Below are 25,416 nucleotides of genomic sequence, written 5' to 3'. Positions count from 1 at the left end.
CTATTCCTGCGCCATGACCACGTTTTCCCCGGACGCCACCGACTGGCGCATCCTCGACGTCCTCCAGCGCGAGGGCCGGGCCAGCTTCGCCGAGCTGGCACGCGCCGTCTCCATGTCGCCGAGCGCGGTCACCGAACGGGTGCGCCGCCTGGAGGAGGCGGGCGTGATCCAGGGGTACGCGGCCGTGGTGGACCCCGAGCGGCTGGGGCTGCCGATCCTCGCGTTCGTACGGCTGCGCTATCCGAACGGCAACTACAAGCCCTTCCACGACCTGGTCGCCGTGACACCCGAGATCCTCGAGGCCCACCATGTGACGGGCGACGACTGTTTCGTCATCAAGGTCGCCGCCCGCTCGATGCGTCACCTGGAGGAGGTCTCGGGCAAGATCGGCGCGCTCGGCTCGGTGACCACGAGCGTCGTCTACTCGTCCCCGCTGCCCCGGCGGCCCCTCGGTCACTGACCTCGCTGCCGGACCACCGAGCCCGATCTCCCCTTGACGACCTCCAGTTGGGCGTGGATACGGCGTCTCAGGTCGGCGACATGGCTGACGATACCGACGCTGCGGTCGCGCTCGCGCAGCGAGTCGAGCACGTCGAGGACCTCGTCGAGGGTCTGGTCGTCGAGGCTGCCGAAGCCCTCGTCGATGAAGAGCGTGTCCAGGCGGACTCCGCCGGCCTCGTCGGTGACGACGTCCGCGAGGCCGAGGGCGAGCGCCAGGGAGGCGAAGAACGTCTCGCCGCCCGACAGCGTCGCCGTGTCCCGCTCGCGTCCGGTCCATGCGTCGACGACGTGCAGTCCGAGACCGCTGCGACCGCGTCCGGTCCGGTCGTCGGAGTGGACGAGCGTGTAGCGGCCGGACGACATGCGCTGCAGCCGCACCGTCGCGGCGGCGGCCACCTGTTCCAGCCGGGCCGCCAGCACATACGACTCCAGGCGCATCTTCCGCTCGTTGTCCGCGGAGGTGCCGGCGGCGAGGGAGGCCAGCCGGGCCACCCGGTCGTACTCCTCGCGCAGCGGTGCCAGCCGCCGTACGCCCGCGGCGGACCGGGCGGAGAGCCGGTCGAGTTCGGTGCAGCGGCGGGCGGCCGCGTCCCGTGCGGAAGCGGCCTCGCGCAGCCGCTGGGCCGCGACGGCGGCGGTCCGTTCCGCCGAGGCGAGGTCGGCCGGCGGCTGCTGGGCCGCGGCCGCGGTGTCCGCCTCGGCGAGAACGGCGCGCACGGCGGCCTCCTCGGACTGCCAGGCGTCCAGACGGCGTTGGAGCTCACGGTGGGCGGAGTCGTCCAGGAGCGCGGCGGCCGCGGCCTGCGGGGTGTCGAAGCCGGCGCGGAAGGCGGCGTCGGCGAGCCGGGCGTCGGCGTCCTTGAGCCGCTGGGCGGCGTCCTCGACGGCGCGGGCGGTGTCGGCGGCGTCGGTGAGCAGGGCGGCCCTGCGTTCGAGTTGGGCTGCGCGGGCGGCGACGCTCCCGGCGGCACCGCTGGCCTGTGTCAACTCCGCTTCGAGAGCGGCCCGTTCCTGGTCCAGGGCGTCCCGGCGGGCGACCCGGGAGGCGGCGCGCACGGCGGCCGCCTGCTGGGCGGAGACACGCCGGTCGCGTTCCTCCTCGGCCTGCCGCAGCCGTTCGTGGGCGCCGGACAGCGCGGACGCTCCGGCGCGGGCCTGCGTGTACCGTCGCTCCAACTCGTCTGCCTCGAGCGCCAGTTGCTCGGTGGGTGTGTCGCCGGCCTCGCCCTGGGCGGCGGCCAGGGCGCGCTGTACTACACCCAGGCGTCGCTCGGCCTCGGTGCGCTGTTCGTCGGCGTGCTGATAGGCGGCGAGGGCACGCTCCTCGGTCTCCCGGCCGACGTGCCCGGCGTCCTTGCGGGCGGGCGCGGGGTGTTCGACGGCGCCGCAGACCGCGCACGGTTCACCTTCCGTGAGCTGGGCGGCCAGCTCTGCGGCGATGCCGTTCAGCCGCTGTTCCTTGACGTCGAGCCATTCGGCACGCGCCTTCTGCGCGGACTCCGTGGCAGCCAGGACCTGGCGCTGGGCGTCGTCGACGTCCCGGCCGAGCTGGTCGCGTTGCCGGGCGGCGGCGAGGCGCCTGCGGGCGGGGTCCCGCTGCACCGCCAGCTGTTCGGCCCGGGTGGCGGCTTCCCGCGCGGACTCGACACCGCCCTGGAGTGACGTGCGCGTCCGGTCCCACCCGGCGAGCCACGCCTCGGCCTCCTGCAGGACCTCCTCGTCGGCCCGCTCCTGCCGCTCCAGCCCCTCCCGCTCCTTCAGCAGCTCGGCCAGCCGCTGTTCGGCCCGTCGCGCGGACTCCAGACCACCCAGCTCCTCGGCGGCACGGCGGGCGGCGGCGGCGAGACCGACGGCACCGGCGTCGATGAGTCCTTCCCCCGGCTCCAGGATGTTCCGCAGCAGCGCACGCGCGCGTGCCTCCGCCTCCGCCGCCCTGCGGTGCTCGGCGTCCGTGGCATCCCGGAGGTCCAGCGCCGGTGCCACCGCTTCGGCCTTGCGGGAGCGTTCCATGCGCGCCTGGGCCTCCCGGTGCGCGTCGGTGCGCTCCTCCAGCCGCGCGGCACGCTCGCGTGCCTCGGTGTACCGGCGCTGCAGCCGGTCCAGTTCGCGTGCCTCGTCGAGCACCCGCTCGGCTGCCGCATGGGCCGACTCCGCGGAGGTGAGGCGGAGGTGGGCGATGGTCAGCTGTTCCCGCGCGGTGCTGCGGGCGACGGCCGCGGCACTGATGACAGCTTCTGCCAACCCCGGCTCCCCCGGCGCCAGTTGAGGCAGTTCCATCGCGCCGTCCGCCGCCTGCTGCATGCGGTGTGCGTCGGCCAGCAGCGCGGCGTCCCCCTCGCGCACCTGCGCCTCGGCCGCGCGGCGGCGCTCCGCCAGCCGCTTCTCGACCTCGGCGAAGCGATGGGTGTCGAAGAGGCGGCCCAGCAGCTTGCCGCGCGCCTCGGCGTCGGCGCGCAGGAAGCGCGCGAAGTCGCCCTGGGGCAACAGCACGACCTGGCAGAACTGCTCGCGGCTCATGCCGAGCAGCTGGGTGATCTCCTCGCCGATCTCCTGGTGCGAGCGGCTGAGGTCCTTCCAGGCGCCCGCCGTTGCGTCGTACTCGCGAAGCGAGCTCTGGGCCTTCTCCAGTGTCGTGCCCGAGCCGCGCTTCTTGGGGCGCTCCCACGGCGGCTGCCGGGTGACCTCCAACCGGCGTCCGGCCACGGTCAGTTCGAGGGTCACCCCGGTGCGCGTACCGGATGCCGCGTGATCGCTGCGCAGGGCCAGGCCCTGACTGCTCTGGCGGGCGCCGGGGACGGAGCCGTACAGGGCGTAGCAGACCGCGTCGAGGACGGACGTCTTGCCCGCGCCCGTCGGCCCGTGCAGCAGGAAGAGCCCGGCGGCCGACAAGTCGTCGAAGTCGACGGTCTGGGAGCCGCCGAACGGCCCGAACGCCGTGATGTCCAGCCGGTGCAGCCTCATCGCGCCACCTCCCGCACGGCCTCATCGGCACGCACCGCGTCGAACGCATCCCGCAGCACGGCCTGTTCGCGCTCGTCGGGCCCGGCGCCGCGCACATGGGCGACGAAGTCCTCGGCGATCTCCTGGTCGCTGCGGCCCGCGAGCCGCCTGGCGTACGACAGGTCCGGGTCGTCCGGTGCCCGCTCGGGGTCGAAGACGAGGCTCAGGGTGTGCGGGAAGCGTTCGGTGAGCCGGGCCATGGGATCGGCCGGGCGGACCGGGTCGGTGAGGGTGGCCTCGACCCATGCCTCCTCGTGCCGGGCGAGCCCGGGATCGGCGAGCAGTTCCTCCAGGGTGCCCCGGATCCTGGCCAGCGCGCGCGGCACGGGGCAGTCGACGCGCTCGGCGGTGACGGAGCCGTCGGCGTCGAGGTCGACGAGCCACATGGTCTTGCGGTGGTCGGTCTCGGAGAAGGAGTACGGCAGCGGGGAGCCGGAGTAGCGCACCCGCTCGGTGATCGTCTGGCAGCCGTGCAGATGGCCGAGTGCCGCGTAGTCCACACCGTCGAAGACCCCGGCGGGCACGGCGGCGACCCCGCCGACTGTGATGTCCCGCTCGCTGTCGCTGACCTCGCCTCCGGCGACGAAAGCGTGCGCGAGGACGACGGAGCGCGTGCCCCGCGCGCGTGTGGCGAGGTCGGCGCGGACCCGCTCCATGGCGGCGGCGAGCACCGCCTCGTGTCCCGCCTTCTCCACCCCGAACTCGTCCTTGACCAGGGCCGGTTCGAGATACGGCAGCCCGTAGAACGCCACGTCCCCGTGGGCGTCGGACAGCACCACCGGTGTTCCGCACGCCGACGGCTCGGTGCGCAGATGGATGCCGGCCCGCCCGATGAGACCGGCGCCGACACCGAGCCGACGGGCCGAGTCGTGGTTCCCGGAGATCATCACCGTGGGCACACCGAGGTCGGCGAGGCGGTGCAGCGCGTCGTCGTACAACTCGACCGCGGCCAGCGGTGGCACCGCCCTGTCGTACACGTCCCCCGACACGACCACCGCGTCCACACCGCGCTCACGCACGGTGGTGACGAGGTGACCGATGAACTCGGCCTGGGCCCCGAGCATGTTCACCCGATGGAACGCCCGGCCCAGATGCCAGTCGGAAGTGTGCAGCAGCCTCATGATCCCCGACCCTAACGGCCGGGTCTGACATCACGGTCGGTTACTCCCGTATCGGCCCGTCATGAACCATCCCATACCCGTCCGTTACGCCCTTTTCGTACCGACCCTCATGCGTCCCCGTAGGCCTCCCCGCCCAGTTCGAACCTGGCCGTCCCGGCGGTCGCGTCGGCGAGCCAGGCCCGGAAGGCGTCCACGTCGGAGTCCGGCAGGCCGACCTCGATGGTGACCGCCTCGCCGTAGCGCACGTCGCGCACCTCGCGGCCCGTCGCATGCAGGTCGTTCTGGACCTTGCCGGCGCGCTGGTGGTCGACGGTCACCGTGGCCAGCCGGAACCTGCGGCGGGTGAGAGTGCCGAGGGCGTCCAGGGCCTCGCCGACGGCGCCGCCGTACGCCCTGATGAGTCCGCCCGCGCCGAGCTTGACGCCGCCGTAGTAGCGGGTGACGACGGCGACGACGTACCGCATGTCCCGGCGCAGCAGCATCTGCAGCATGGGGACGCCCGCGGTGCCGCCCGGTTCGCCGTCGTCGCTCGCCTTCTGCACGGAGGCGTCGGCGCCGATGACGTAGGCCCAGCAGTTGTGCGTGGCGTCCGCGTGCTCCTTGCGCACGGCGGCGATGAAGTCCTGGGCCTCCTGCTCGGTGGCCGCCGGCGCCAGGGCGCACAGGAAGCGCGAGCGGTTGACCTCGGTCTCGTGCACGCCCGCGTGGGCGACCGTGCGGTACTCGTCCTGCATCCGGCCAGCCTATGCGGCGCGCGTGCGCTCGCCCGCGCCGGAGGGGCGAGCGGCTGACCCGACGGGAGGACCGGCTGCATCACCGTCCGCTGCGACGTCGAGCCCTCGCCCCCGGGACGACTGCCTGAGCGGTGTGGAGAAGGCGGTGCGGCCGCTGAGCCCGGTCGGTGCCCACGACGAGTACGGCGGACCGCTCGGCGCACCGGGCCCGGCTCAGTCCTGCTTGCCGCCGTCCCTCTTCCTGCCGTCCTTTCTGCCCCGCGGGACGAGCATGCTCGTCAGCAGTGCCGTGCCCGGGGCGAGCGCCTCCCAGGCAGGTCCGTGCCAGGCCAGTACCGCGATCGCCGAGGTCGGGAACTTCAGCCGTACCTCGTCCAGGGCGTTGTCGAGGCTGTCCCCGGCCAGTTCCAGGACGAGTTCCTCAAGACCGGGGTTGTGCCCGACCAGGAGCAGCGTCTCGACCTCGGCGGGCACCTCGTGCACGGCGGTCAGCAGGTCGGACACGTCGGCGGCGTACAGCCGCGGGTCACGGCGCACCGGCGGCGGTGTACCCCACTGGGCCGAGGCCAGTTCCCAGGTCTGGCGAGCGCGCAGGGCGGTGGAGCACAGGGCGAGGTCCGGCAGGCAGTCGGCCTCGGCGAGGGCGCGTCCTGCGGCCGGCGCGTCCCGGAGGCCGCGCGGCGCGAGCGGGCGTTCATGGTCGGGGACGCCCTCCGGCCAGGCCGACTTGGCGTGCCGCAGCACCACCAGGCGGCGCAGTGGGCCGGCTCCGGCACGCGCGATCACGCCGGCGATCCGAGGTCGCGGGTGAGCTCCAGGCCGAGCAGTCGGTCCGCGTAGGCGTACGTCTCGAACCTGGCGCCGTCCGGCAGCTCCGACTCGGTCTCCACCCAGGTCAGCACGTCGAGCACGGAGGGGACGTCCAAGTCGTCCTCCCAGGCGGTACGCAGGCGTGCGCGCGCCTCGTCGGGAATCGGCCGCGACGGCTGTCGTGCCCAGGCGGCGACCGCCAGGCGCCAGCGTGCGAGGGTGTCACGGGCCTCGTCCAGGGCTGCCGCGTCGAGCCGCAGGGGCGTGCTCCGGCTCCGGGAGAGCAGGGCGAGGCGCAGGGCGGCCGGGTCTGCGCCCTCGGTGGTGCCGGGTGCCTCCGGGTCGACGGGGGCGACCGCGACCCGGACGCCGTCGGGTGTCGCACCGCCCTCCCCCACGACGTGCAGGACCTGGGCCTCGCCCAGTCCCGGACCGACGTCCCGCCGGTCCTCGAAGGGCCGGATGCCGAGCGCGGCCGCCCCGGACCTCAGTTCCGCCTGGCCCCGTTCAGCGGTCAGCACTCCCCACACCGGGGTGCCGCCGAGTTCCAGGGCCCGCACGAGGAGGTCGGCGACCAGCAGCACCCGCAGGGCGCCGGTGTGGAAATCCGGCACATGGGCTTCGACCCGGGTCAGCCCCCGGCGGACCGGGGCGGCGTCGACGGACTCGCCGGTTCGGGCGTCGGTGATGCGCAGCACGGGCTGAGCGTAGGCGGGCGGGCGGCCGCGCGCAGGCATCCGGCGCGAATTCCGCCCACGGCGGCGGATTTCCACCACGCGCGCGTGCCGCCGCCCCGCGCGGATGGGACGTACGCGCGCGTGCGAGCCGGTGCCCACCCGCTCGCGCCTCTCACTCATACGTGAGGCTCACTCGTCCGCGCACGGTGCAACAGCCGGCCGGACAGGCCGTCAGGGCGCGGCGGGAACCGGGGAATCATCGTGAACTCCCGGCCGTTGTGGGACAGAAGGGCATGTCCACGAGGTGCAGGGAGGCTGCGGTGTACGGCGACGAGGCAACGATCCGCAGGATCCTCACCGAGTCCGGCGACACCTGGGCCGTGGTGGGCCTCTCGTCGAACCGAGGCCGCGCCGCCTATGGCGTCGCCCAGGTGCTGCAGCGCTTCGGCAAGCGCATCGTGCCCGTCCACCCCAAGGCGGAGACGGTGCACGGCGAGCAGGGGTACGCCTCCCTCGCCGACATCCCCTTCGACGTGGACGTCGTCGACGTCTTCGTCAACAGCGACCTCGCCGGACCGGTCGCCGACGAGGCGGTCGCCAAGGGCGCGCGGGCCGTCTGGTTCCAGCTCGGCGTGATCGACGAGGCGGCGTACGACCGTACGCGGGCGGCGGGCCTCGACATGGTGATGGACCGCTGCCCCGCCATCGAGATACCGCTGCTCGGCTGAACCTGTCGGGCCCCACACGCCCCCACATGTGTCACAGGTCACACAGCAAACGCTCCCAGCCAGCCGGCCCCCTACCGCAGATTTTGCGGTGGCTCCAGGGATGACTGCGCTTTCCACCGCGTACAGATCCCCTGAAGGACTGTCCAGGAAGCTCCCGGCCATTGGTCAAAACTTCACCATGAGTCTTCTGCTCGACCCCTGGTGTTTCCTAATCTGCGACGTCGCATGGTCTGAAAACATGTATTCATCTCGTGAGAGGTCGCTGAAAATATGGTGAGCGTCGAACAGACCTCCCTGGAGGAAACCCGGGGCCCAACAGGCCTCAGGCGTGACGTCGGACTGATCGGTCTGATGTGGGCCTCCGTCGGTTCCATCATCGGCTCCGGCTGGTTGTACGGCGCCGAGAAGGCCGTCACGGCCGCCGGTCCCGCGGCGATCATCTCGTGGGTGATCGGCACGGTGGCCATCGTCCTGCTGGCCCTCGTGCACGCCGAACTCGGCGGCATGTTCCCCGTGGCCGGCGGCACGGCCCGCTACCCGCACTATGCCTTCGGCGGCCTGGCCGGCCTCTCCTTCGGCTGGTTCTCCTGGCTGCAGGCGGCCACGGTGGCGCCGATCGAGGTGGAGGCGATGATCGGCTACGCCGGTCACTGGAAGTGGGCACAGGGCCTCCAGCACCCGGACCAGACGCTGACCGGCCCCGGCATCGTCACGGCCGTCCTGCTCATGGCCGTCTTCGTGGCGGTCAACTTCTTCGGTGTCCGCGCCCTGGCGCACACCAACAGCGCTGCCACCTGGTGGAAGATCGCCGTCCCGCTGGGCGCGATCTTCGTCATCGCCATCGGCAACTTCCACCCGGCGAACTTCACTTCGGAGGGCTTCGCCCCGTTCGGCGCCAAGGGCGTGCTCACCGCCATCAGCGGGAGCGGCATCATCTTCGCGCTGCTGGGCTTCGAGCAGGCGATCCAGCTGGCGGGCGAGAGTCGCAACCCGAAGCGTGACCTGCCCCGGGCGACCCTCGGCTCGGTCGCCATCGGCGCGGTCATCTACATCCTGCTGCAGGTCGTGTTCATCGGCGCCCTGCCGCACAGCACGTTCGCCAAGGGCTGGGCCCACCTCGACTTCCCGGGCATCAGCGGCCCCTGGGCCGGCCTCGCCACCCTGGTGGGCCTGGGCTGGCTCGCCGTCGTGCTCTACGCGGACGCCATCGTCTCCCCCGGCGGCACCGGCCTGATCTACACCACCGCCACCTCGCGAGTCTCCTACGGCCTGGCCAAGAACGGCTACGCACCGAAGATCTTCGCCCGCACCGACTCGCGGGGGGTGCCGTGGTTCGGCCTGATCATCTCCTTCGTGACCGGCGTGGTCTGCTTCCTGCCCTTCCCCAGCTGGCAGGAACTGGTCGGCTTCATCACCTCCGCGAGCGTCCTGATGTACGCGGGCGCACCGCTGGCGTACGGCGTCTTCGCGGACAAGCTGCCGAACCACGAGCGGCCGTACCGGCTGCCCGCCGGCAAGGCGATCGCCCCGCTGTCGTTCGTCGTGGCCAACCTGATCATCTACTGGTCCGGCTGGGACATCCTGTGGCGCCTGGGCGTCGCTGTCGTCCTCGGCTACCTGCTGCTCGGCGGATACGCCTGGTGGGCCAATGCCACCAACCAGCCCGACGCGCCCCGCATGGACTTCAAGGCCGCCCAGTGGCTGCCGGTCTATCTGCTGGGCATCGGCCTCATCTCCGCACAGGGCAGCTTCGGCGGCACGGGCAACATCGGCCTGTGGTGGGACATGCTGGTCATCGCCGGCTTCTCGCTGGTCATCTACTACTGGGCCCGGGCGACCGCCTCGCAGCCCGAGGCGATCGAGCGGAGCATCGAGGAGGTCGTGGTCACCGACGCTCCCGCGCACTGACCGAACACCTCTGACGGTGGCCCGTCGGCCGCGGCTCCCTGCCGTGGCTGACGGGCCACCGTCATAATGTGCCGGTGAATCCCACCACGCCGCACCCCAACTCCCCGTCCCCACAACACTTTCCGATGGTGATCGTGGGCGCCGGCCCCGCCGGTCTCACCATCGGGAACATCCTGCGGGCCGCGTCGGTCGACTGCCTGGTCCTGGAGGCCGAGGCACGGGAGTTCATCGAACAGCGGCCGCGGGCCGGTGTGCTCGAGGAGTGGGCCGTGCGCGGGCTCCAGGAAAGGGGCCTCGCGGACCATCTGCTGGAGAGGGCGCAGCTGCACACCCAGTGCGAGTTCCGCGTCGAGGGGCGACGGCACCGGTTCTCCTACACCGACCTGACAGGGCATCACCACTTCGTCTACCCGCAGCAGTTGCTGGTGACGGACCTGGTGCGCGAGTACGCCGACGTGCGCGGCGGCGCCGTCCGCTTCGGCGTGCGGGACGTGCAGCTGCACGGCCTGGACACGGACCGGCCGGCGGTGTCGTATCTCGACCCCGAGACCGGTCGACGCACCCTCGTGCACTGCGACTTCGTGGCGGGCTGCGACGGAGCACGCGGGGTGACCCGGACCGTGCTTCCGCAGCAGGCCCGTATCTCCCGGCACGACTACGGCATCGGCTGGCTGGCGCTGCTCGCGGAGGCGCCGCCGTCCAGCGACTGCGTGGTGTTCGGCATCCATCCGAACGGCTTCGCCGGGCACATGGCCCGCAGCCCCGAGGTCACCCGCTACTACCTTCAGTGCCCGCCGGGCGACGATCCGGATAACTGGCCGGAGGACCGCGTCTGGGCCGAATTGCAGGAGCGGCTCGGCGCCGCGGACCGGCCTCCGCTCACGGAGGGCAGGCTGATCGAGAAGCGCGTCCTCGACATGCACAACTACGTGGTCGAACCCATGGTGTTCGGCCGTCTCCTCCTGGCCGGGGACGCGGCCCATCTCACCGCGCCCATCGCGGCCAAGGGCATGAACCTCGCCCTGCACGACGCCTTCCTGCTCGGCGACGCGCTCGTCACGTACCTCACCAAGGGCGACACCGGAGGCCTCGACGGCTACTCGGAGGCCTGCCTCGGACGGGTGTGGGACTACCAGGAGTTCTCGCAGTGGCTGTCGGAGGTGTACCACGGCGCGTCGTCGGGCGACGCCTACCGCGCGGGCACGACGCTGGCCCGGCTGCGCCGCATCTTCGAATCCCCGGCTGCCGCGGCGGCGTTCGCGGAGCAGTACCTCGGCAAGAGCTCCGCGTCCTGAGCCCCGTGCCCTCAGTCGTGCAGCGGCCGGTCGCTGAGGCGATGGTCCGCCACGTTCAGCGCCTCGTCCACGAGCCGCCGCAGATGGCCGTCGCGCAGTGAATAGACGACCCTGCGGCCCTCCTTGCGGGTGTTCACCAGGCCCGCCAGCCGCAGCCGCGCCAGATGCTGGCTGACCGCCGGCCGGGCCGCCCCGCTCGCCTCCGTGAGGGTCGTGACGTCTGCCTCGCCGCCGGTCAGGGCATGCAGCAGCGCGAGGCGGGTGCGGTCGCCCAGCAGGGCCAGGAGTTCGGCGGCGAGTGCGAACTGCTCCTCGCCCGGGGTGCGCGGGTGCGCATCCTTCGCAGTTGATAGGTGCATGCGTGCGCTCATACGCACATAATGGTCCCGTGGGCGTCCCGCGTCCACCACCGCGCACCGGAAGGGGCCCACGTGAGCGACCGGCACCACCACCATGACGAGCACCACGACCACGGGCACCACGGACACCACGGACACCATGGCCACCACGACCATCACGGGCACTCGCACGACCACCGTCCGACGGGTCTGCGGCACCGCCTCGGCCACCTCTTCACCCCGCACTCCCACAAGACCGCGGACAAGCTCGACTCCGCACTGGAGTCCTCGGCCCGCGGCATGCGTGCACTCTGGGTCTCGCTGGCCGTCCTCGGCATGACGGCCGTGGCGCAGGCGGTGGTCGTGGTCCTGTCCGGTTCGGTGGCGCTGCTCGGCGACACGGTGCACAACGCCGCCGACGCGCTGACCGCCGTACCGCTGGGGATCGCGTTCGTGCTGGGGCGACGGGCGGCCACGCGCCGCTTCACCTACGGCTACGGCCGTGCCGAGGACCTGGCGGGAATCGCGATCGTGCTGACGATCACCGCGTCCGCCGCGTTCGCCGCCTGGGCGGCGGTGGAGCGGCTGCTCGATCCGCGTCCCGTCGCGCACATACCGGCGGTGGCGGTGGCCGCGCTGGTCGGCTTCGCCGGGAACGAGTGGGTGGCCCGCCACCGGATCCGGGTGGGCCGGGAGATCGGCTCGGCCGCGCTGGTCGCCGACGGACTGCACGCCCGCACGGACGGCTTCACGTCACTGGCCGTGCTCCTGGGTGCCGGCGGCTCGGCGCTCGGGTGGCAACTCGCCGACCCGCTCGTGGGGTTGGCGATCACCGCGGCGATCGCGCTGGTGCTGCGGGACGCCGCACGGGAGGTGTTCCGGCGGGTGATGGACGCCGTCGACCCGGAACTGGTGGACCGGGCCGAGCAGGCGCTGCGCGAGGTGCCGGGCGTGCGGGAGGTCGGTGAGCTGCGGCTGCGCTGGATCGGACACCGGCTGCGCGCCGAGGTGGCGGTGGTCGTGGACGGCGAGGCGACCGTACGTACGGCGCACGGGATAGCGGTCGAGGCCGAACACGCCCTGCTGCACGCCGTGCCAAAACTGACGGCGGCCCTGGTCCACGCCGACCCGGCACCGACACCGGGCGAGGAGGACCCCCACCTGGCCTTGGCGCATCATGCGACGCACTAGGTGACCTCAGCTGATTACGGTGCGGTCCTGGAGCGCCCCCGAAGGGGCGCGGGGAACGGCGCGACCAGCCACAACGAATGCCGCAGATGGAAAACGGCAGGTTCCTGCAGGGGACGCGGCGCCGTCAGACGCCAAGCCCCTCCAGCACCACCGCCCCCGGCAGTTCCGCGAACGCCTTCCCCGGCACCAGCAGCTTCCCCCGGCGCCGCCCGCTGCCGACCAGCACGTAGGAGAGTTCGGTGACAGCCGAGTCCACCAGCACCGGCCAGCCGCCCGGGAGGCCGATCGGAGTGATGCCGCCGTACTCCATCCCGGTCTCCCCCGTCGCGATGTCCATGGACGCGAACGAGGCCTTACGGGCGCCGAGTTGGCGGCGGACGACGCCGTTGACGTCGACCCGTGAGGTGGAGAGCACGAGGCACGCGGCGAGTGTCGTCTCCCCGCCCCGCTTGCCGGCCACCACCACGCAGTTCGCCGACTGCTCGAGCAGCTCCTGCCCGTAGTGCTCCACGAAGACGGCGGTGTCGGCCCACTGCGGGTCGGTGTCGACGTAGACGATCTGGTCGGCGGGAACGCTGCCGCTCCAGTGGCGTACGGCCTCGGCGACCGGGCCGGTGAGTTGGTCGAGAGCGTCGGGGGCCGGGATCGCGATGTCGAAGTGTCCGATGGGTGGGCGCATGGCCGCACGGTAACAGGGCGTCCCGGGCCGCCTCAGCGCACGAGCGGAACGGACACCGCCAGCACGAACTCCATCGGCACGTCGCCCTGGTTGCCGTAGCTGTGCGGGGCGTTGGCCTCGAAGGTGACGCTCGCGCCGGCCGGGACGCGGTACTCCGCGCCCTCCACCGTGAGGGTCAGTTCACCCGCCGTCACATGGGCGATCTCCACCGTGCCGGCGGGGTGCGGGTCCGAGCCACTGCTGTCGCCCGGCATCAGCCGCCAGTCCCACATCTCCAGCGGCCCCGGCGCCTCGGTCCCGGCGAGCAGGCGGCTGTAGCTTCCCGCGTCGGTGTGCCACAGCCGTACCACCTGCTCGGCCGGGACGACCCGCACCTTCGGCCCCTGCTCGTAGTCGAGCAGAGTGGTCACGCTGACGCCGAGCGCGTCGCCGATCTTGACGACCGTGCCGATGCTCGGGTTGGTGCGGGCCTGCTCGATCTGGATGAGCATGCCTCGGCTGACCCCGGCGCGGGCGGCGAGCGCGTCCAGGGTGAAGCCCCGCTCGCCTCGCCAGCGCTTGACGTTGCGGGCCAGGGACTGGGTCAGCAGATCGAGGTCCGACACGTTCCGTCCATATCCATGTACTGCGAGGTCAATATCCTGGATGACAGGGTTCACTGCGTTGAACTACGGTGTTGTGCACCCGATCGTTCACCGAACTGTACTGCGAGGCGACCCGTGACAGCATTCTTCGCCCTGGCCACCAGCCTGCTGTGGGGCCTTGCCGACTTCGGCGGCGGACTGCTGACCCGGCGCACTCCGGCGCTCACGGTGGTCGTCGTCTCGCAGGGGATCGCCGCGACCGTGCTCGGGGCGATCGTGCTGGCCACGGGCGGCTTCAGCGAGGCGGGTCCCCGGCTGTGGTTCGCCTTCGCCGCGGGACTGGTGGGACCGGTCGCCCTGTTCTCCTTCTACAAGGCCCTGGCGCTGGGTCCGATGGGCGTCGTCTCCCCGCTCGCGACCCTGAGCGTGGCGGTCCCGGTGGGCGTGGGCCTCCTCCTCGGCGAACGTCCGGGCCTGACGCAGGTCGCAGGGATCGCGGTCGCAGTGACCGGCGTCGTCCTCGCGGGCGGACCACAGCTCAAGGGCGCCCCGGTGCAGCGTCAGGCCATCCTGCTCACCCTCGTCGCGGCCCTCGGCTTCGGCACGGTGTTCGCGCTGATCACCGAGGCGTCCAGGAGCGTCACCGGCCTCTTCCTCGCCCTCTTCGTCCAGCGCCTGACGAACGTGGCCGCGGGCGGCATCGCGCTCCACACCTCCGTGAAGCGGGGCGGCGAGGCCCTCCCGGTCGGCGGTTTCCCCTGGGCGTCCCTCCCGGCGCTCGCCTTCGTCGGTCTCGCGGACGTCGCGGCGAACGGCACGTACTCGGTCGCCGCCCAGCACGGCCCGATCACCGTGGCCGCCGTCCTCGCCTCGCTCTACCCCGTGGTGACCGCACTCGCCGCACGCGGCTTCCTGCGGGAGCGCCTCCGCGGCATCCAGGCGGCGGGCGCGGGCCTCGCCCTGGTGGGCACCCTGCTCCTGGCAACGGGCTAGGACCGGCTAGGGCTCCGGTTCCAGCTCGGCCAGCCTCGCCACCGTCTCCTCGTCCAGCTCCGAGAGGGCCCTCAGCTGTTCGGGCGTGATCCCGTCGGGGATCGGCACCGGCGCGGGCGTCCTGAGCGGCGGCTGCCATCCGTCGGCAGCCGTCCAGCGGCGTACCACGCGGGCGGGCGCACCCGCCACCACGGCATGGTCGGGCACCTCTCCCCGGACCACGGCACCGGCGGCCACCACCACGTTCCGCCCGATCCGCGCGCCCGGAAGGATCACCGCACCGGTGCCGATCCAGCAGCCCGGACCGATCTCCACGGGCTCCATGCGCGGCCACTGCTTGCCGATGGGCTCGTGCGGATCGTCGTACGAGTGGTTCGTGGACGTCACATAGACATAGGGCCCGAAGTAGCAGTCGCTGCCGATGGTCACCGTGGTGTCGGCGATGACGTGGCTGCCGCGGCCCAGCACGACACCGTCGCCGATGCGCAGGATCGGGTCGGGGCCGAGGTCCAGGTCGGGCATCAGGCCCGCGGTGAGGGTGACCTGCTCGCCGACGATGCAGTGGGAGCCGATGTGGATCCAGGCTTCGCCGAAGACGGTGCCGAGCGGGAAGGCGAGCCGGGTGGCTTCGCCGATCGAGCCGAAGCGGAAGCGGCCGGGGCGCTCGGCCGTCACCGAGCCCGTGCGCTGCACCCAGGCCCAGCCCGAATGGACGGCGCGCTGCGCGAGGCTTCGCCGCCAGGATGAGAACGTGTTCTTGCTCTTCGGCACGGAGTCACCGTACTCAGCGTGCGGGGCGCCGATGCGCTGCGGAAGCTGTGATCTTCACCCCACCGAGCGTGCGCGCATCACCCGTGACGGATGAGGCGAAGGCGCCCGGGCTGTGGTGCGATGGTGGGATGAGCTGGCGCAGCTTGGTGGATCCCTTCGACGTCGCCGGACGGCTGACGCGATATGCGCTGGAGACCGCCGCCCCGCTCGTCGACCGTCTGGTCCGCGCGAGCGCGACGGCCGTTGTGGACCGGCTCGACCTCGACGGCCTGGCGGGCCGTATCGACGTCGACCGGATCGCCGACCGACTGGACGTGATGCGGGTCGTGCGACGGGTCGACATCGACCTGATCGCGGACCGGGTCGACGTGGACCGCATCGCCGACCGCTTGGATGTGAACCGGGTGGCGGCCCGCGTGGACGCGGACGAGATCGCGGCCCGGCTGGACCTGGACCGGATCGCCGCACGCATCGATGTCGACCGCATCGCCGGCCGGCTCGACCTCGACGCAGTGATCGCCAGGATCGACCTCGTCTCGCTCACCAGGGCGGTGCTGGAGGAGATCGACCTGGGGCGGATCGTCCGGGACACCAGCGGCGGGATGGCCGAGGAGACGGTGGACGCGCTGCGGCTGCGCAGTATGCGGGCGGACCGGATGGTGAATCGCGTCGCCGACCGGCTGCTGCACAGACCCGGCGTGGCTCCGGCACACCCCGACGGGCAGGGGCAGCCACCGTGACTCAGCGGGACCCTGACTCCGGGAGCGACATCGCGGGAGTCGTGTCGCGGTGCCTCGCGGCGCTGGTCGACGTGATCGTGGTGGCCGGCATCGGGCTCGCCGTGCAGCTCGCATACGGCGGTCTGAGGCTGCTCGTGGATGGGCCGCCGTTCCGTATGCCCGACCTGTCCGACTGGCTGACGGGGGTGCTCGGCTGGGCTGTCGCCGTTCTCTATCTCGGCGTGAGCTGGGCATCGACCGGCGGCACCGTCGGCGACTGGCTGCTCGGCCTGCAGGTCACCGGCCGCACCGGGCGGCTGCTCGGCATCCCCCGCGCGCTGCTGCGGGCCGTGCTGTGCATCGCTCTCCCCGTGGGACTGCTCTGGATTCCCTTCAGCCGACGCCATGCCTCGGTCCAGGACGTCGTGATGGCCAGCGCCGTGCGGTACCACCGGTTCTGACAAGCGGCCTGCACCGTGCCGTCCGGCGAGGGACCGCAGCTCGTGACGCGCGGCCCCGGCGTCCGGCACCGGGCGGTCATCGCCTACGGTGCGTGCTGTGTCGACGACGAGGAGAGGGCGATGACGCACAAGGCGTTGATCACGGGTATCGGCGGTCGGGAACCGAAGATCGACGGGGAGGCCTTCGTGGCGCCGACGGCCTCCGTGATCGGGGACGTGACGCTCGAGGCCGGGGCGAGCGTCTGGTACGGGGCGGTGCTGCGGGGGGATGTCGAGCGGATCTCGGTCGGTGCTCAGGCCAATATTCAGGACAACAGCACGCTTCATGCCGATCCGGGGTTTCCCGTCAGCATCGGTGAGCGTGTGTCCGTGGGGCACAACGCGGTGGTGCACGGGGCGACCGTCGGGGACGACTGCTTGATCGGCATGGGGGCGACCGTGCTGAACGGGGCTGTGATCGGGGCAGGCTCGCTGGTGGCCGCGCAGGCCCTGGTGCCTCAGGGGATGCAGGTGCCGCCGGGATCGCTGGTGGCGGGGGTGCCGGCGAAGGTGAAGCGGGAGCTGACTGCGGAGGAGCGTGAGGGTGTCACGCTGAACGGCACCCTGTATGCGGAGCTCGCCAAGTCGCACAGGGAGATCCATCAGGCATAGTGCGGGCCGGTAGGGGCTGGTCGCGGCGGCGCTTCAGTCCCCGGCGGGTACGGGTTCCGGCTCCTGACGAGCCGCCTGTGCCTTCTTGGCCTTGCGCCTGATGACCAGCATCGACGTGAGACCGATGAGCACCGCGATCGCCAGTCCCAGATACGAGAACCTCTTCAGCCAGTCCTCGGCGACCACGCCCACGTAGTAGATGACCGCCGTCGTGCCGCCCGCCCAGCAGATGCCGCCGAGGACGTTGGCGGTCAGGAACTTCCAGTACGGCATGTGGAGGACGCCCGCGAGGGGGCCGGCGAAGATGCGCAGGAGGGCGATGAAGCGGCCGAAGAAGACCGCCCACATGCCCCACTTCTCGAAGGACTTCTCGGCGGTGGCGACATGGCCCTCGCTGAAGTGCCTGGGGAACTTCCTGCCGAGCCAGGCGAGCAGTGGGCGGCCGCCCTTGCGGCCGATGGCGTAGCCGATGGAGTCTCCGACGACGGCTCCGGCGGTCGCGCACGCGCCGAGCACGATCGGGTTGATGGCGGAGTGCTGGGAGGAGAGCAGGGCGGCCGAGACCAGGACGATCTCGCCCGGCAGCGGGATGCCCAGGCTCTCCAGACCGATGACCAGTGCCACCACGGCGTAGACGGCTGCCGCGGGCACCGTGTCGAGCCACTCCTGGACGTGCAACGCCGGTTCCTCCCGATTCGTAACCCTTTGGTTCTTTGTTCCCGGCGTGCGCCGCACGGGGGCGCACGCCGGGAAGCCTACCGGGTCACCCTGCCGAGGCGGCGTCCCACAGATCGCACTGGTGTTCCTGATGGACAGTGGTGCTCAGGGTGTTTCCCCCCTTGGACGCGGTCTTCAGGGAGAGGACCACGCCCGGGCCGGCGGGCATCGGGGGCTGCCCCGCCGCCCGCGGCACACCGTCCCGTACGAAGGATCCCCAGTACTGGACCATCTGCCGCGACAACGCCTTCTGCTCGGCGTTCAGCGGGCTCTCCAGTCCGAAGTGCTTGAAGAGGTACTGGATCTCGTCGACGTGCGTCGCACCGAAGTCGAAGTCCGTGTGCAGGTTGCGCAGGGAGGCGAAGGGCGGGGAGGTGCGGTCGGCGAACTCGTACGAGTAGACCGGGCCCCGGGTGGCGAGCAGCCCGTCGAGCCGCAGCGCCGGGCAGCTGAACAGGACGTCGCCCAGTGCGGTGGCGTAGCCGATGGTCGGCGTCGGGTAGGCCGACACCGGATAGCGCTGCAGCGCCTGCTCGCCGAAGTCGTTCCGCATGACCTGCGGGTACTGCTCTGCGGTGAGCGGTGTGCCGTTCAGGTCGAAGCTGGAGAAGGCGAACAGCCGGCCCTCGTCCTTGTTCGAGCCGTTGATCACCGGCACCCGGGCCGCGGTCCCTTTCGCGACCGCCTGTTCGGGCTGGACGGGCAGGAAGGCACCCCCGACCACCGGGTTCCAGTCGAAGTCGCCCTGCGCCTCGAGGATCTCGCGGGCGGACTTGCCGCGCAGACAGGCCACGGTGGTGCAGCCGAGCTTCTTGGCGAAGTCGGCTCCCTGGGCCACCGCGTCCTGGTGGGTGCGGGCGTTGCAGTCGTCGTAGGCGCCGCTCTCGATGATCGCGCCGCGGAACAGGCCCCTGGCCGTGGGCGATGCCAGCTGGCTGCAGACCGAGCGGCCGCCCGCCGACTCGCCCGCGATGGTGACACGGCCCGGATCGCCGCCGAAGCGGCCGATGTTGGCGCGCACCCAGCGCAGCGCGGCCTGCTGGTCGAGCATGCCGAAGTTGCCGGAGACCCCGTCGTGCGTCTCGCCGTCGAGACCGGACGTGGCGAGGAAGCCCATCGCGCCGAGGCGGTAGTTGACCGTCACGACGACTGTTCCGGTCTGCCGCGCGAAGGTGTCGGGGACGACGTCCTGGCCGGCCCCGGCGGTCAGTCCGCCGCCGTGGAACCAGACCAGGACCGAACGTCCGGCGGAGCCCTGGGGGACGTACACATTGAGGTCGAGACAGTCCTCGGTGTACGAGGGTTGCTCGTAGCCGGGGTCCCAACTCGACGTCTGTACGCACTTGTTGCCGAAGCCCTGTGCGGAACGCACCCCTTTCCAGGGCCGTACGGCGACAGGCTCGCGCCAGCGGAGCCTGCCGACCGGTGGCTGGGCGTACGGGATGCCGAGGAACTGGTGTCCCTCGGCGGTGGTTTCGCCGCGCACCAGCCCCGCGTCGGTGCGGACGACCGGGTCGCCGCCGGACGGTGCGGCCTGCGCTGCCGGGACGGGTGCGACGAGGGCCGCCGCGAGGGCCGTCAGGCCGATGACGATGCGTCGTATCACGTGCCCACCTCCACGTTCGTACGCAACCGGAGATCACGCGAGGACGCCCCGACCCACAGGGTGCGCCGGCCGGTCCCGAGCACCCAATCGTGACGCTTCGGATCCCATGAGGACAATGTGCGCGCGGTGACTTCCACGGCGATCCGCCGTCGCTCCCCCGCCCGCAGGGTCAGCCGCCGGTAACCGCCCAACACCCGTACCGCCTGGTCGAGTCGGAGGTCCGGAGACGGCCCGACGTACACCTGCGGCACCGCCACGCCCTCGCGCCGGCCGGTGTTGCGGACGGTGAAGGAGACCTCGATGCCGTCTTTCGTGCCGCGGGCCCGCAGGTCCTCGTACGAGAAGGAGGTGTACGAGAGCCCGTGCCCGAAGGGGAACAGGGGCCGCACTCCTTCGGCGTCGTACCAGCGGTAGCCGACGTGGATGCCTTCGGAGTACTCCTCGGTGCCGTCCACGCCCGGGTAGCGGCGCGGGTCCCCGGCAACCGGGTGGTGCTCGTCGTCGACCGGGAAGGACTGGGTGAGGCGGCCTCCGGGGTCGCACTCGCCGTACAGGACAGCGGCGGTGGCGGCCGCACCCTCCTGACCGGGGTAGTACATCTGGAGCACGGCGCCGGTGCGCCGCAGCCAGGGCATCGAGGTCGCGGACGAGGTGTTGAGGACGACTGTGGTGCGCGGGTTGGCCGCGGTGACGGCCTCGATCAGCTGCCGCTGGTGGCCGGGGAGGGCGATCGTGGTGCGGTCCTGGCCCTCGGTGGCGTCCTCGTAGGCGAAGAGGACGACGTCGCGGGCGGCGCGGGCGGCCCTGACGGCCTCGGCGACGTCCTGTGCGCGGGTCGCGCCGGTGCTGCGCCGCAGCCGGAACAGCAGACCGTCGGCTCCTCCCTGGGCTGTGATCTTCAGCGTGTGGGCGCCCTTGGCGAGGGTGAGGGTCTTGCGGCGCACCGACAGGCCGTCGGGGGCGGCCGAGACCAGCCCGCCCGTGAAGAACTCGCCGTATCCGGAGGCCTGCGGGAAGAGCTCCGTGCCGTCGAGGAGGACCTTGGGGCGGGCCGTGGGCGCGGACGAGAAGTGCAGGACGAAGGTCCACTCGTCGTCCTCGGGGACGGTGAGCGTCCCGTCGTACGTCCAGATCTTGCCCGCGTCGACCCCCTGCCCCTCGCTGTCGAAGGCGGGGCTCAGCGCGGACGCCGGGATCGCCTTGCCGAACAGATCCTCGCCGAGGGAGTAAGAGACCTTCCTCGCACGGGACTTGATGGCGTCCAGGGGGCTGTCGGCGTGGTCCGGCACGACGTGTGCGCTGCCGCCGCCGCTGACGAAGGGCAGGGTGCCGGTCGGGCCGATCACCGCGACGGTGCCGCCGCGGGCCAGGGGCAGCGTGTGGCGCTCGTTGCGCAGGAGGGTCGCGCCGGCCTTGGCGACCTCCAGTGCTACGGCGGCGCCCGCCGCCGCATCGCGGTCGGGGCGCGGTGGGGCACTGCCGTCGAGGAGGCCGAAGCGGTCCATGACGGTGAGGATGCGGCGTACGGAACGGTCGACATATCGCTCGGGGACGCTGCCGCTCCGCACGGCCGACTTGAGCGCCGTACCGAAGTGGGTGCCGTCGGGCATCTCCATGTCGAGGCCGGCGGTGATCGCCGCGACGGTGCTGTGCGCGGCGAACCAGTCGGTCATCACCCACCCGTCGAAGCCCCACCGGTCGCGCAGGATGTCCGTGAGCAGGGTCTTGTTCTCGCAGGAGAACGTGCCGTTGACCTTGTTGTAGGCGCCCATCACGGCACCCACGCCGGCGCCGACGGCCGCCTCGAAGCCGCGCAGTTCGATCTCGTGCATGGTCTGCTCGTCGACGCGCACGTCGATCGACATGCGGTCCTTCTCCTGGTTGTTCAGCGCGTAGTGCTTGACGGTGGCGATGAGGCCCTCGCCCTGGATGCCCCTGATTTCGGCGGCGACCATGCCGGAGGCGAGCAGCGGGTCCTCGCTGAAGGTCTCGAAGTTGCGGCCCGCGTACGGGGTGCGGATCAGATTGACCATCGGGGAGAGCAGGACGTCCTGGCCGAGGGCGCGGCCCTCGCGGCCGATGACCTGTCCGTAGCGGCGGGCCAGGTCCGGGTCGAAGGCGGAGGCCAGCAGGACGGGGGCGGGCAGGGCGGTGGCATGCCGGGTGACGCGGACGCCGGCGGGGCCGTCGGCGAGACGGAGCGAGGGGATCCCGAGGCGCTCGACGGCGGGGACATAGCCCGCCTGGCCGAGCGACTTGGCGTCGGTGGCGCCGTGCAGGAGGGAGATCTTCTCGTCGAGCGTGAGCTTGCCGATCAGGCCTTCGACGCGGGAGCCGGCCCCCGCCTCGGGTCTGTCCAGCGCGTGCGCGGGGGGTGTGAGACCGCTGGTGGCCGCCGCGGCGACGGCGATCGCGCCGCCGAGCAGACGCAGTGCGGATCTCCGCGAGACAGTGTCGGTCATGGGCCGTCACTCCTTCGGTGTGCGGGCACGACGTTGTGAACCGCAGGCACGCCCGGCGGCCCGGACTGCGTTCGGCATCTGAACGCAGTCTGCTTCAGGACCGACCTGACACCCCGTAGGGCACCGTGGGCGCGGCGGGAAAACTATGACCGTTGGTGACTCGTGTCAATGAAGCGAACAAGAAACACTCTGACGCCGACAAGAAACGAAGCTGGGGCCGCTCCGAAGAGGCAGCCCCAGATGAGTTGTATGTCGCTGTGTCTGCGTGGACATGTCCCTATGTCTGCGTGGACATGTCCCTATGGCTGCATGGATCAGTGCAGGGTGGTCCCGAGCTTTGCGGCCCGGCCCGCGACGGAGGTGACCGTGCCCAGTGCGTCAGCCGGGAGCGTGCGCACCCGGTCAAGGGGCGCCGGCGGGCCGGAAGGCTCGGTTTCCCTGCTGACCTGGGCGAACCGCTCCTCGTACTGCCCGTGGTAGGACTCGCTCCCGGACTTCGGCTGCAGGGCCGGAGAGCCGGGCCGCTCGGTTACGCCGCGGGGAGAGTTCCGGCCCGCGGGGCGACCGCTGTCCTGCGATCCGTCCTGCTTCTCCGTACGGCCGTCGAGGCCGACTTCAAGCGTCCACCGCTGCCCGCCCGAACCGTCCCGTGCGGTGACGAGGACGTCCGTCCGCCTGCCCGGTGCCACGAGCAGTCCCTTGCCGCCGCGCAGCAGGAGCTCCCCGCGGACCGTGAGGTCGTAGCGCACCTCGCCCGCGTGTGCCACGCAGTCGGCCAGGGTCACCGAGTTCCTGTCGGCGTCCGAGTCGAGGCACAGGGTGGGGTCGGCGTCGCTGCGCAACAGACCGTCGTCCTGGTACGACCACTGCTGCGACCCGGCCGCGGAGCAGGCCGCGAGCACGGCCGCGGCACCGGGCCTCGGCCGGCCGCCCTGGACGTCGAGGCAGAGTCCGGCCACCGGGTTGCGGAGCCTGCCGCGTCCGACCTCGACGGGCCGCCCCGCGGACGCGGGCGAGGGGGAGTGCACCGACGAGGTGCCGGCCGCGGGGGGCGAGGGGTGCAGGGTGCTGCTGCTGGGCGCTCCCCAGGTGACTCCGGAGTCGGGGACAGCGTTGTCGTCGGACCAGCCCTTGCTGACGAGCACCGTGGCCAGCAGGACGAGCGTCGTCAGACCGACTCCCACGGCGACGGCCTTGGTGTGCTTGCGCGACGAGTCGGGCCGGTGCCGCCCGCCGCCGGGACGCGCGCTGCCGCGCCCGGGCGTGACCGCCAGGTCTCCGCCGCGGCCGGGGCGGGAGTCGAGATAGCGCCGGGCGCCCCAGCCGAGCACGGTCTCCGCGAGCAGCACCTCCAGGCCGTCCTCGAAATGACTGAGCTGTTCGGCGGCGTGACGGCAGTACCGGCACTCCATCAGATGCTGCTGGACATCCGGGAGCAGGGCACCGCCGCGGCGTATCGGGACGTCGAGGAGGCGGTTGTAGAAGCGGCATTCCTTACCGGGTGCGAGTTCCCGGTGGGCGCGCACACAGCCCACCCGGAATTGCTCGCGCGCCTGCTCCAGAGCGGCCGACGCGGTGGGCGCATCCACTCCCAACAGACCAGCCGGTACGGTTATGGGTTCGGCCTCGACCTCCGAGTGCCACAGGAGGCATTGCGAGGCTCCCGGAAGGGCCTGGAATGCCCGCTCGGCGATGTGCCGCCTTTCGGGCGTCGCGGACCGCGCGGCACGCAGTCCACGCCCGCCGGTCGGTTTGCGGAGTTCCGGCAGAAGAGCGGAAATACCGTCATCCGCGGCCCACTCCTTGACGGTGTCCCGTACGGCCACGAGGAGTTGGGGTCGCAGGGCGCCGCCGCCCGGCCGGCCCAGCACCCGGTGGAACGCGGCGGCCGCGGCCATGGATGCCGGACTCTCCCCGGAGGCAAGGCATATGACTGCGTAGTCGTATGTGGCCCGCCAGTGCCGGGCCAGCAGCAGTGCACCCGCACGGGCTCCCGCGGCACCCGGGCCCAGCTGTGCGATGAGGTTGCGGTCGGACTCGGCAGGCCCCGATCCGGGACGGGGCGGGTACGGCGGTCGTGGGGGGTTGGGGGATTGCACTGAACCATTTCCTTCCAAGCCGCAGGACGGTAGGCGGATTTCGCGTCCATCGGAAAGCAGGCGCCTCTTTGGTGCATACCTATGTCGGGTCAGGTTCTGGGACCGCTACAAGGCCGCTCACTTTCGCACAATTGACGGACAGGAAACAAGAAGTTCGAGTGACGAAAGTTCAAAACGCGGCAACTTCAAATAAGTTACCGGCGGTATCCGCACCCGTATTCGAAACACCGTAGGGCGGCCGACGCGTTGTGCACACCCCCGGGAGCTTGGTACACGAAACCTCCACTGCCGGGCGGACCCACAGCGGGATCCCATGTTTCTCTCTGCGGGCTCTCATCCGTGCGCGCCAGCATGGGCCGCATGATCGTCCCCCACGCCACTTCCCCCCGTGCGGTCACCAAGGCCGTGGTTCCCGCCGCCGGCCTCGGCACCCGTTTCCTGCCCGCGACCAAGGCGACCCCGAAGGAGATGCTGCCGGTCGTCGACAAGCCGGCCATCCAGTACGTCGTCGAGGAGGCCGCCGCGGCCGGGCTCGAGGACGTCCTCATGGTCACCGGACGCCACAAGCGCGCCATCGAGGACCACTTCGACCACGCCTTCGAACTGGAACAGGCGCTTGCAGCCAAGGGCGACGCGGTACGTCTGGACGCCGTGCGCAACCCCGCCCGCCTGGCCGACATCCACCACATGCGCCAGGGCGAGCCCCTGGGTCTCGGCCATGCCGTGCTGTGCGCCCGCCGCCACGTCGGCGACCAGCCCTTCGCCGTCCTGCTCGGCGACGACCTGATCGACCCCCGCGAAACCCTCCTCAGCCGCATGCTCGACGTGCGGGACCGGTACGCGGGCAGCGTCATCGCCCTCATGGAGGTCCCGCCGGAGCAGATCCACCTCTACGGCTGCGCCGCCATCGAGGCGACCGGCGAGGACGGCGTGGTCCGCGTCACCGGCCTTGTCGAGAAGCCGTCCCGCAAGGACGCCCCCAGCAGCTACGCCGTCATCGGCCGCTACGTCCTCGATCCGGCCGTCTTCGACACCCTGGAGCGCACCCCGCCCGGCCGCGGCGGCGAGATCCAGCTCACCGACGCCCTCCAGGAACTGGCCGCGGGCGGCACGGTGCACGGCGTCGTCTTCGACGGTCTGCGCTACGACACCGGCGACAAGGCCGACTATCTGCGCACCGTGGTCCGCCTCGCCTGCGACCGCGACGATCTCGGCCCCGAATTCACCGCCTGGCTCAAGGAGTTCGTCGCCGGGCTGGAAGAAAGCACCGGCTCCGGACGGCGTCCGCTGGCGGCCTGAGACCGCGCTCCCTCGGGGGCTGTGACCTCAGCCGTCTTGCCCCGGGGTAACAGAACCTGGAAGCACGCCGGG

23 protein-coding genes are annotated in these 25,416 nt (G+C 71.7%); 10 read left to right on the top strand and 13 right to left on the bottom strand.

The annotated features are described in order from the left end of the window. The first annotated feature begins 13 nt into the window (after positions 1 to 13). On the top strand, positions 14 to 460 hold the full coding sequence (locus ACFY1E_RS29020) for an Lrp/AsnC family transcriptional regulator (protein ID WP_389080674.1): 447 nt from the start codon (positions 14 to 16) through the stop codon (positions 458 to 460). On the opposite strand, the gene ACFY1E_RS29015 is transcribed toward ACFY1E_RS29020, so the two are convergent. The 5 genes from ACFY1E_RS29015 to ACFY1E_RS28995 all read right to left on the bottom strand — a co-directional run bounded on the left by ACFY1E_RS29015 (position 454) and on the right by ACFY1E_RS28995 (position 6,903). Beyond that, complete coding sequence (locus tag ACFY1E_RS29015) at positions 454 to 3,462, bottom strand: AAA family ATPase (protein ID WP_389080673.1); 3,009 nt, start codon at positions 3,460 to 3,462, stop codon at positions 454 to 456. The two genes, ACFY1E_RS29020 and ACFY1E_RS29015, sit on opposite strands and share 7 nt — an antisense overlap. Beyond that, the gene (locus ACFY1E_RS29010) at positions 3,459 to 4,622 is read right to left on the bottom strand and encodes an exonuclease SbcCD subunit D (RefSeq protein ID WP_389080671.1); all 1,164 of its coding nucleotides are present in this window, start codon (positions 4,620 to 4,622) and stop codon (positions 3,459 to 3,461) included. The genes ACFY1E_RS29015 and ACFY1E_RS29010 overlap by 4 nt, the downstream gene beginning before the upstream one ends. 107 nt (positions 4,623 to 4,729) lie before the next feature. Beyond that, entirely contained in the window at positions 4,730 to 5,356 is a 627-nt protein-coding gene (locus ACFY1E_RS29005; RefSeq protein ID WP_389080670.1) for a YigZ family protein, read from the bottom strand. A gap of 213 nt (positions 5,357 to 5,569) precedes the next feature. Then, the gene (locus ACFY1E_RS29000; protein ID WP_389080669.1) at positions 5,570 to 6,142 is read right to left on the bottom strand and encodes a SixA phosphatase family protein; all 573 of its coding nucleotides are present in this window, start codon (positions 6,140 to 6,142) and stop codon (positions 5,570 to 5,572) included. Further along, entirely contained in the window at positions 6,139 to 6,903 is a 765-nt protein-coding gene (locus ACFY1E_RS28995) for a hypothetical protein (RefSeq protein WP_389081064.1), read from the bottom strand. The genes ACFY1E_RS29000 and ACFY1E_RS28995 overlap by 4 nt, the downstream gene beginning before the upstream one ends. 260 nt (positions 6,904 to 7,163) lie before the next feature. Here ACFY1E_RS28995 and ACFY1E_RS28990 point away from each other — a divergent pair, with 260 nt between their 5' ends. From ACFY1E_RS28990 to ACFY1E_RS28980, 3 genes are all read left to right on the top strand, one after another. Next, positions 7,164 to 7,571 (top strand): CoA-binding protein, encoded by a 408-nt coding sequence (locus ACFY1E_RS28990; RefSeq protein WP_389080668.1) that lies wholly within the window; start codon positions 7,164 to 7,166, stop codon positions 7,569 to 7,571. Positions 7,572 to 7,841: 270 nt separating this feature from the next. Further along, a complete protein-coding gene (locus ACFY1E_RS28985) occupies positions 7,842 to 9,479 on the top strand; it encodes an APC family permease (RefSeq protein ID WP_389080667.1) in 1,638 nt (545 codons plus the stop codon). A 125-nt stretch (positions 9,480 to 9,604) separates the two neighbouring features. After that, positions 9,605 to 10,774, top strand: a complete 1,170-nt coding sequence (locus ACFY1E_RS28980) for a 4-hydroxybenzoate 3-monooxygenase (RefSeq protein ID WP_389081062.1) — start codon at positions 9,605 to 9,607, stop codon at positions 10,772 to 10,774. An 11-nt stretch (positions 10,775 to 10,785) separates the two neighbouring features. On the opposite strand, the gene ACFY1E_RS28975 is transcribed toward ACFY1E_RS28980, so the two are convergent. Beyond that, complete coding sequence (locus ACFY1E_RS28975; protein WP_389080666.1) at positions 10,786 to 11,145, bottom strand: ArsR/SmtB family transcription factor; 360 nt, start codon at positions 11,143 to 11,145, stop codon at positions 10,786 to 10,788. A 60-nt stretch (positions 11,146 to 11,205) separates the two neighbouring features. Here ACFY1E_RS28975 and ACFY1E_RS28970 point away from each other — a divergent pair, with 60 nt between their 5' ends. After that, positions 11,206 to 12,303 (top strand): cation diffusion facilitator family transporter, encoded by a 1,098-nt coding sequence (locus ACFY1E_RS28970; protein WP_389080664.1) that lies wholly within the window; start codon positions 11,206 to 11,208, stop codon positions 12,301 to 12,303. 124 nt (positions 12,304 to 12,427) lie between these two features. Here ACFY1E_RS28970 and ACFY1E_RS28965 read toward each other — a convergent pair whose 3' ends face one another. Further along, positions 12,428 to 12,982: a YbaK/EbsC family protein gene (locus ACFY1E_RS28965; RefSeq protein ID WP_389080663.1), complete on the bottom strand. Its 555-nt coding sequence runs from the start codon at positions 12,980 to 12,982 to the stop codon at positions 12,428 to 12,430. 32 nt (positions 12,983 to 13,014) lie between these two features. Further along, positions 13,015 to 13,587, bottom strand: coding sequence for a helix-turn-helix domain-containing protein (locus ACFY1E_RS28960; RefSeq protein WP_389080661.1), 573 nt, complete (start codon positions 13,585 to 13,587; stop codon positions 13,015 to 13,017). Between the two features lie 114 nt (positions 13,588 to 13,701). Between ACFY1E_RS28960 and ACFY1E_RS28955 the strand changes: the two genes are divergently transcribed. Beyond that, a complete protein-coding gene (locus ACFY1E_RS28955) occupies positions 13,702 to 14,559 on the top strand; it encodes an EamA family transporter (RefSeq protein WP_389080660.1) in 858 nt (285 codons plus the stop codon). A 6-nt stretch (positions 14,560 to 14,565) separates the two neighbouring features. On the opposite strand, the gene ACFY1E_RS28950 is transcribed toward ACFY1E_RS28955, so the two are convergent. After that, positions 14,566 to 15,330 carry an acyltransferase gene (locus tag ACFY1E_RS28950; protein WP_389080658.1) on the bottom strand — a complete coding sequence of 255 codons (765 nt, stop codon included), beginning with the start codon at positions 15,328 to 15,330 and terminating at the stop codon, positions 14,566 to 14,568. A 128-nt stretch (positions 15,331 to 15,458) separates the two neighbouring features. Between ACFY1E_RS28950 and ACFY1E_RS28945 the strand changes: the two genes are divergently transcribed. The 3 genes from ACFY1E_RS28945 to ACFY1E_RS28935 all read left to right on the top strand — a co-directional run bounded on the left by ACFY1E_RS28945 (position 15,459) and on the right by ACFY1E_RS28935 (position 17,161). Next, positions 15,459 to 16,070 carry a hypothetical protein gene (locus ACFY1E_RS28945; RefSeq protein ID WP_389080657.1) on the top strand — a complete coding sequence of 204 codons (612 nt, stop codon included), beginning with the start codon at positions 15,459 to 15,461 and terminating at the stop codon, positions 16,068 to 16,070. After that, positions 16,067 to 16,510, top strand: coding sequence for an RDD family protein (locus tag ACFY1E_RS28940; protein ID WP_389080655.1), 444 nt, complete (start codon positions 16,067 to 16,069; stop codon positions 16,508 to 16,510). The genes ACFY1E_RS28945 and ACFY1E_RS28940 overlap by 4 nt, the downstream gene beginning before the upstream one ends. A 120-nt stretch (positions 16,511 to 16,630) precedes the next feature. Continuing rightward, a complete protein-coding gene (locus ACFY1E_RS28935; RefSeq protein WP_389080654.1) occupies positions 16,631 to 17,161 on the top strand; it encodes a gamma carbonic anhydrase family protein in 531 nt (176 codons plus the stop codon). Positions 17,162 to 17,194: 33 nt separating this feature from the next. Here ACFY1E_RS28935 and ACFY1E_RS28930 read toward each other — a convergent pair whose 3' ends face one another. The 4 genes from ACFY1E_RS28930 to ACFY1E_RS28915 form a co-directional block, all read right to left on the bottom strand. Continuing rightward, positions 17,195 to 17,839, bottom strand: coding sequence for a DedA family protein (locus ACFY1E_RS28930; protein WP_389080653.1), 645 nt, complete (start codon positions 17,837 to 17,839; stop codon positions 17,195 to 17,197). An 85-nt stretch (positions 17,840 to 17,924) separates the two neighbouring features. After that, entirely contained in the window at positions 17,925 to 19,484 is a 1,560-nt protein-coding gene (locus ACFY1E_RS28925; RefSeq protein ID WP_389080651.1) for a carboxylesterase/lipase family protein, read from the bottom strand. After that, positions 19,481 to 21,946, bottom strand: coding sequence for a beta-glucosidase (locus ACFY1E_RS28920; RefSeq protein WP_389080650.1), 2,466 nt, complete (start codon positions 21,944 to 21,946; stop codon positions 19,481 to 19,483). The genes ACFY1E_RS28925 and ACFY1E_RS28920 overlap by 4 nt, the downstream gene beginning before the upstream one ends. Before the next feature lie 314 nt (positions 21,947 to 22,260). Further along, a complete protein-coding gene (locus ACFY1E_RS28915; RefSeq protein WP_389080648.1) occupies positions 22,261 to 24,045 on the bottom strand; it encodes a ricin-type beta-trefoil lectin domain protein in 1,785 nt (594 codons plus the stop codon). A 360-nt stretch (positions 24,046 to 24,405) separates the two neighbouring features. Between ACFY1E_RS28915 and galU the strand changes: the two genes are divergently transcribed. Next, complete coding sequence (galU, locus tag ACFY1E_RS28910; RefSeq protein WP_389080647.1) at positions 24,406 to 25,344, top strand: UTP--glucose-1-phosphate uridylyltransferase GalU; 939 nt, start codon at positions 24,406 to 24,408, stop codon at positions 25,342 to 25,344. Positions 25,345 to 25,416: the final 72 nt, after the last annotated feature.

The sequence above is a fragment of the Streptomyces sp. NPDC001604 genome, assembly GCF_042893475.1.
Classification (GTDB): Bacteria; Actinomycetota; Actinomycetes; order Streptomycetales; family Streptomycetaceae; genus Streptomyces.
Note: the sequence above shows the minus strand (reverse complement) of the source record. Positions and strands in the feature narration are given on the sequence as shown.

Coding starts and splice junctions, on each gene's coding strand:
- ACFY1E_RS28945 (WP_389080657.1), top strand. CDS start 15,459: ATGAGCTGGCGCAGCTTGGTGGATCCCTTCGACGTCGCCGGACGGCTG.
- ACFY1E_RS28975 (WP_389080666.1), bottom strand. CDS start 11,145: ATGAGCGCACGCATGCACCTATCAACTGCGAAGGATGCGCACCCGCGC.
- ACFY1E_RS29020 (WP_389080674.1), top strand. CDS start 14: ATGACCACGTTTTCCCCGGACGCCACCGACTGGCGCATCCTCGACGTC.
- ACFY1E_RS29010 (WP_389080671.1), bottom strand. CDS start 4,622: ATGAGGCTGCTGCACACTTCCGACTGGCATCTGGGCCGGGCGTTCCAT.
- ACFY1E_RS28965 (WP_389080663.1), bottom strand. CDS start 12,982: ATGCGCCCACCCATCGGACACTTCGACATCGCGATCCCGGCCCCCGAC.
- galU (WP_389080647.1), top strand. CDS start 24,406: ATGATCGTCCCCCACGCCACTTCCCCCCGTGCGGTCACCAAGGCCGTG.
- ACFY1E_RS28920 (WP_389080650.1), bottom strand. CDS start 21,946: ATGACCGACACTGTCTCGCGGAGATCCGCACTGCGTCTGCTCGGCGGC.
- ACFY1E_RS28980 (WP_389081062.1), top strand. CDS start 9,605: ATGGTGATCGTGGGCGCCGGCCCCGCCGGTCTCACCATCGGGAACATC.
- ACFY1E_RS29005 (WP_389080670.1), bottom strand. CDS start 5,356: ATGCAGGACGAGTACCGCACGGTCGCCCACGCGGGCGTGCACGAGACC.
- ACFY1E_RS28935 (WP_389080654.1), top strand. CDS start 16,631: ATGACGCACAAGGCGTTGATCACGGGTATCGGCGGTCGGGAACCGAAG.
- ACFY1E_RS28995 (WP_389081064.1), bottom strand. CDS start 6,903: ATGCCTGCGCGCGGCCGCCCGCCCGCCTACGCTCAGCCCGTGCTGCGC.
- ACFY1E_RS29015 (WP_389080673.1), bottom strand. CDS start 3,462: ATGAGGCTGCACCGGCTGGACATCACGGCGTTCGGGCCGTTCGGCGGC.
- ACFY1E_RS28985 (WP_389080667.1), top strand. CDS start 7,842: ATGGTGAGCGTCGAACAGACCTCCCTGGAGGAAACCCGGGGCCCAACA.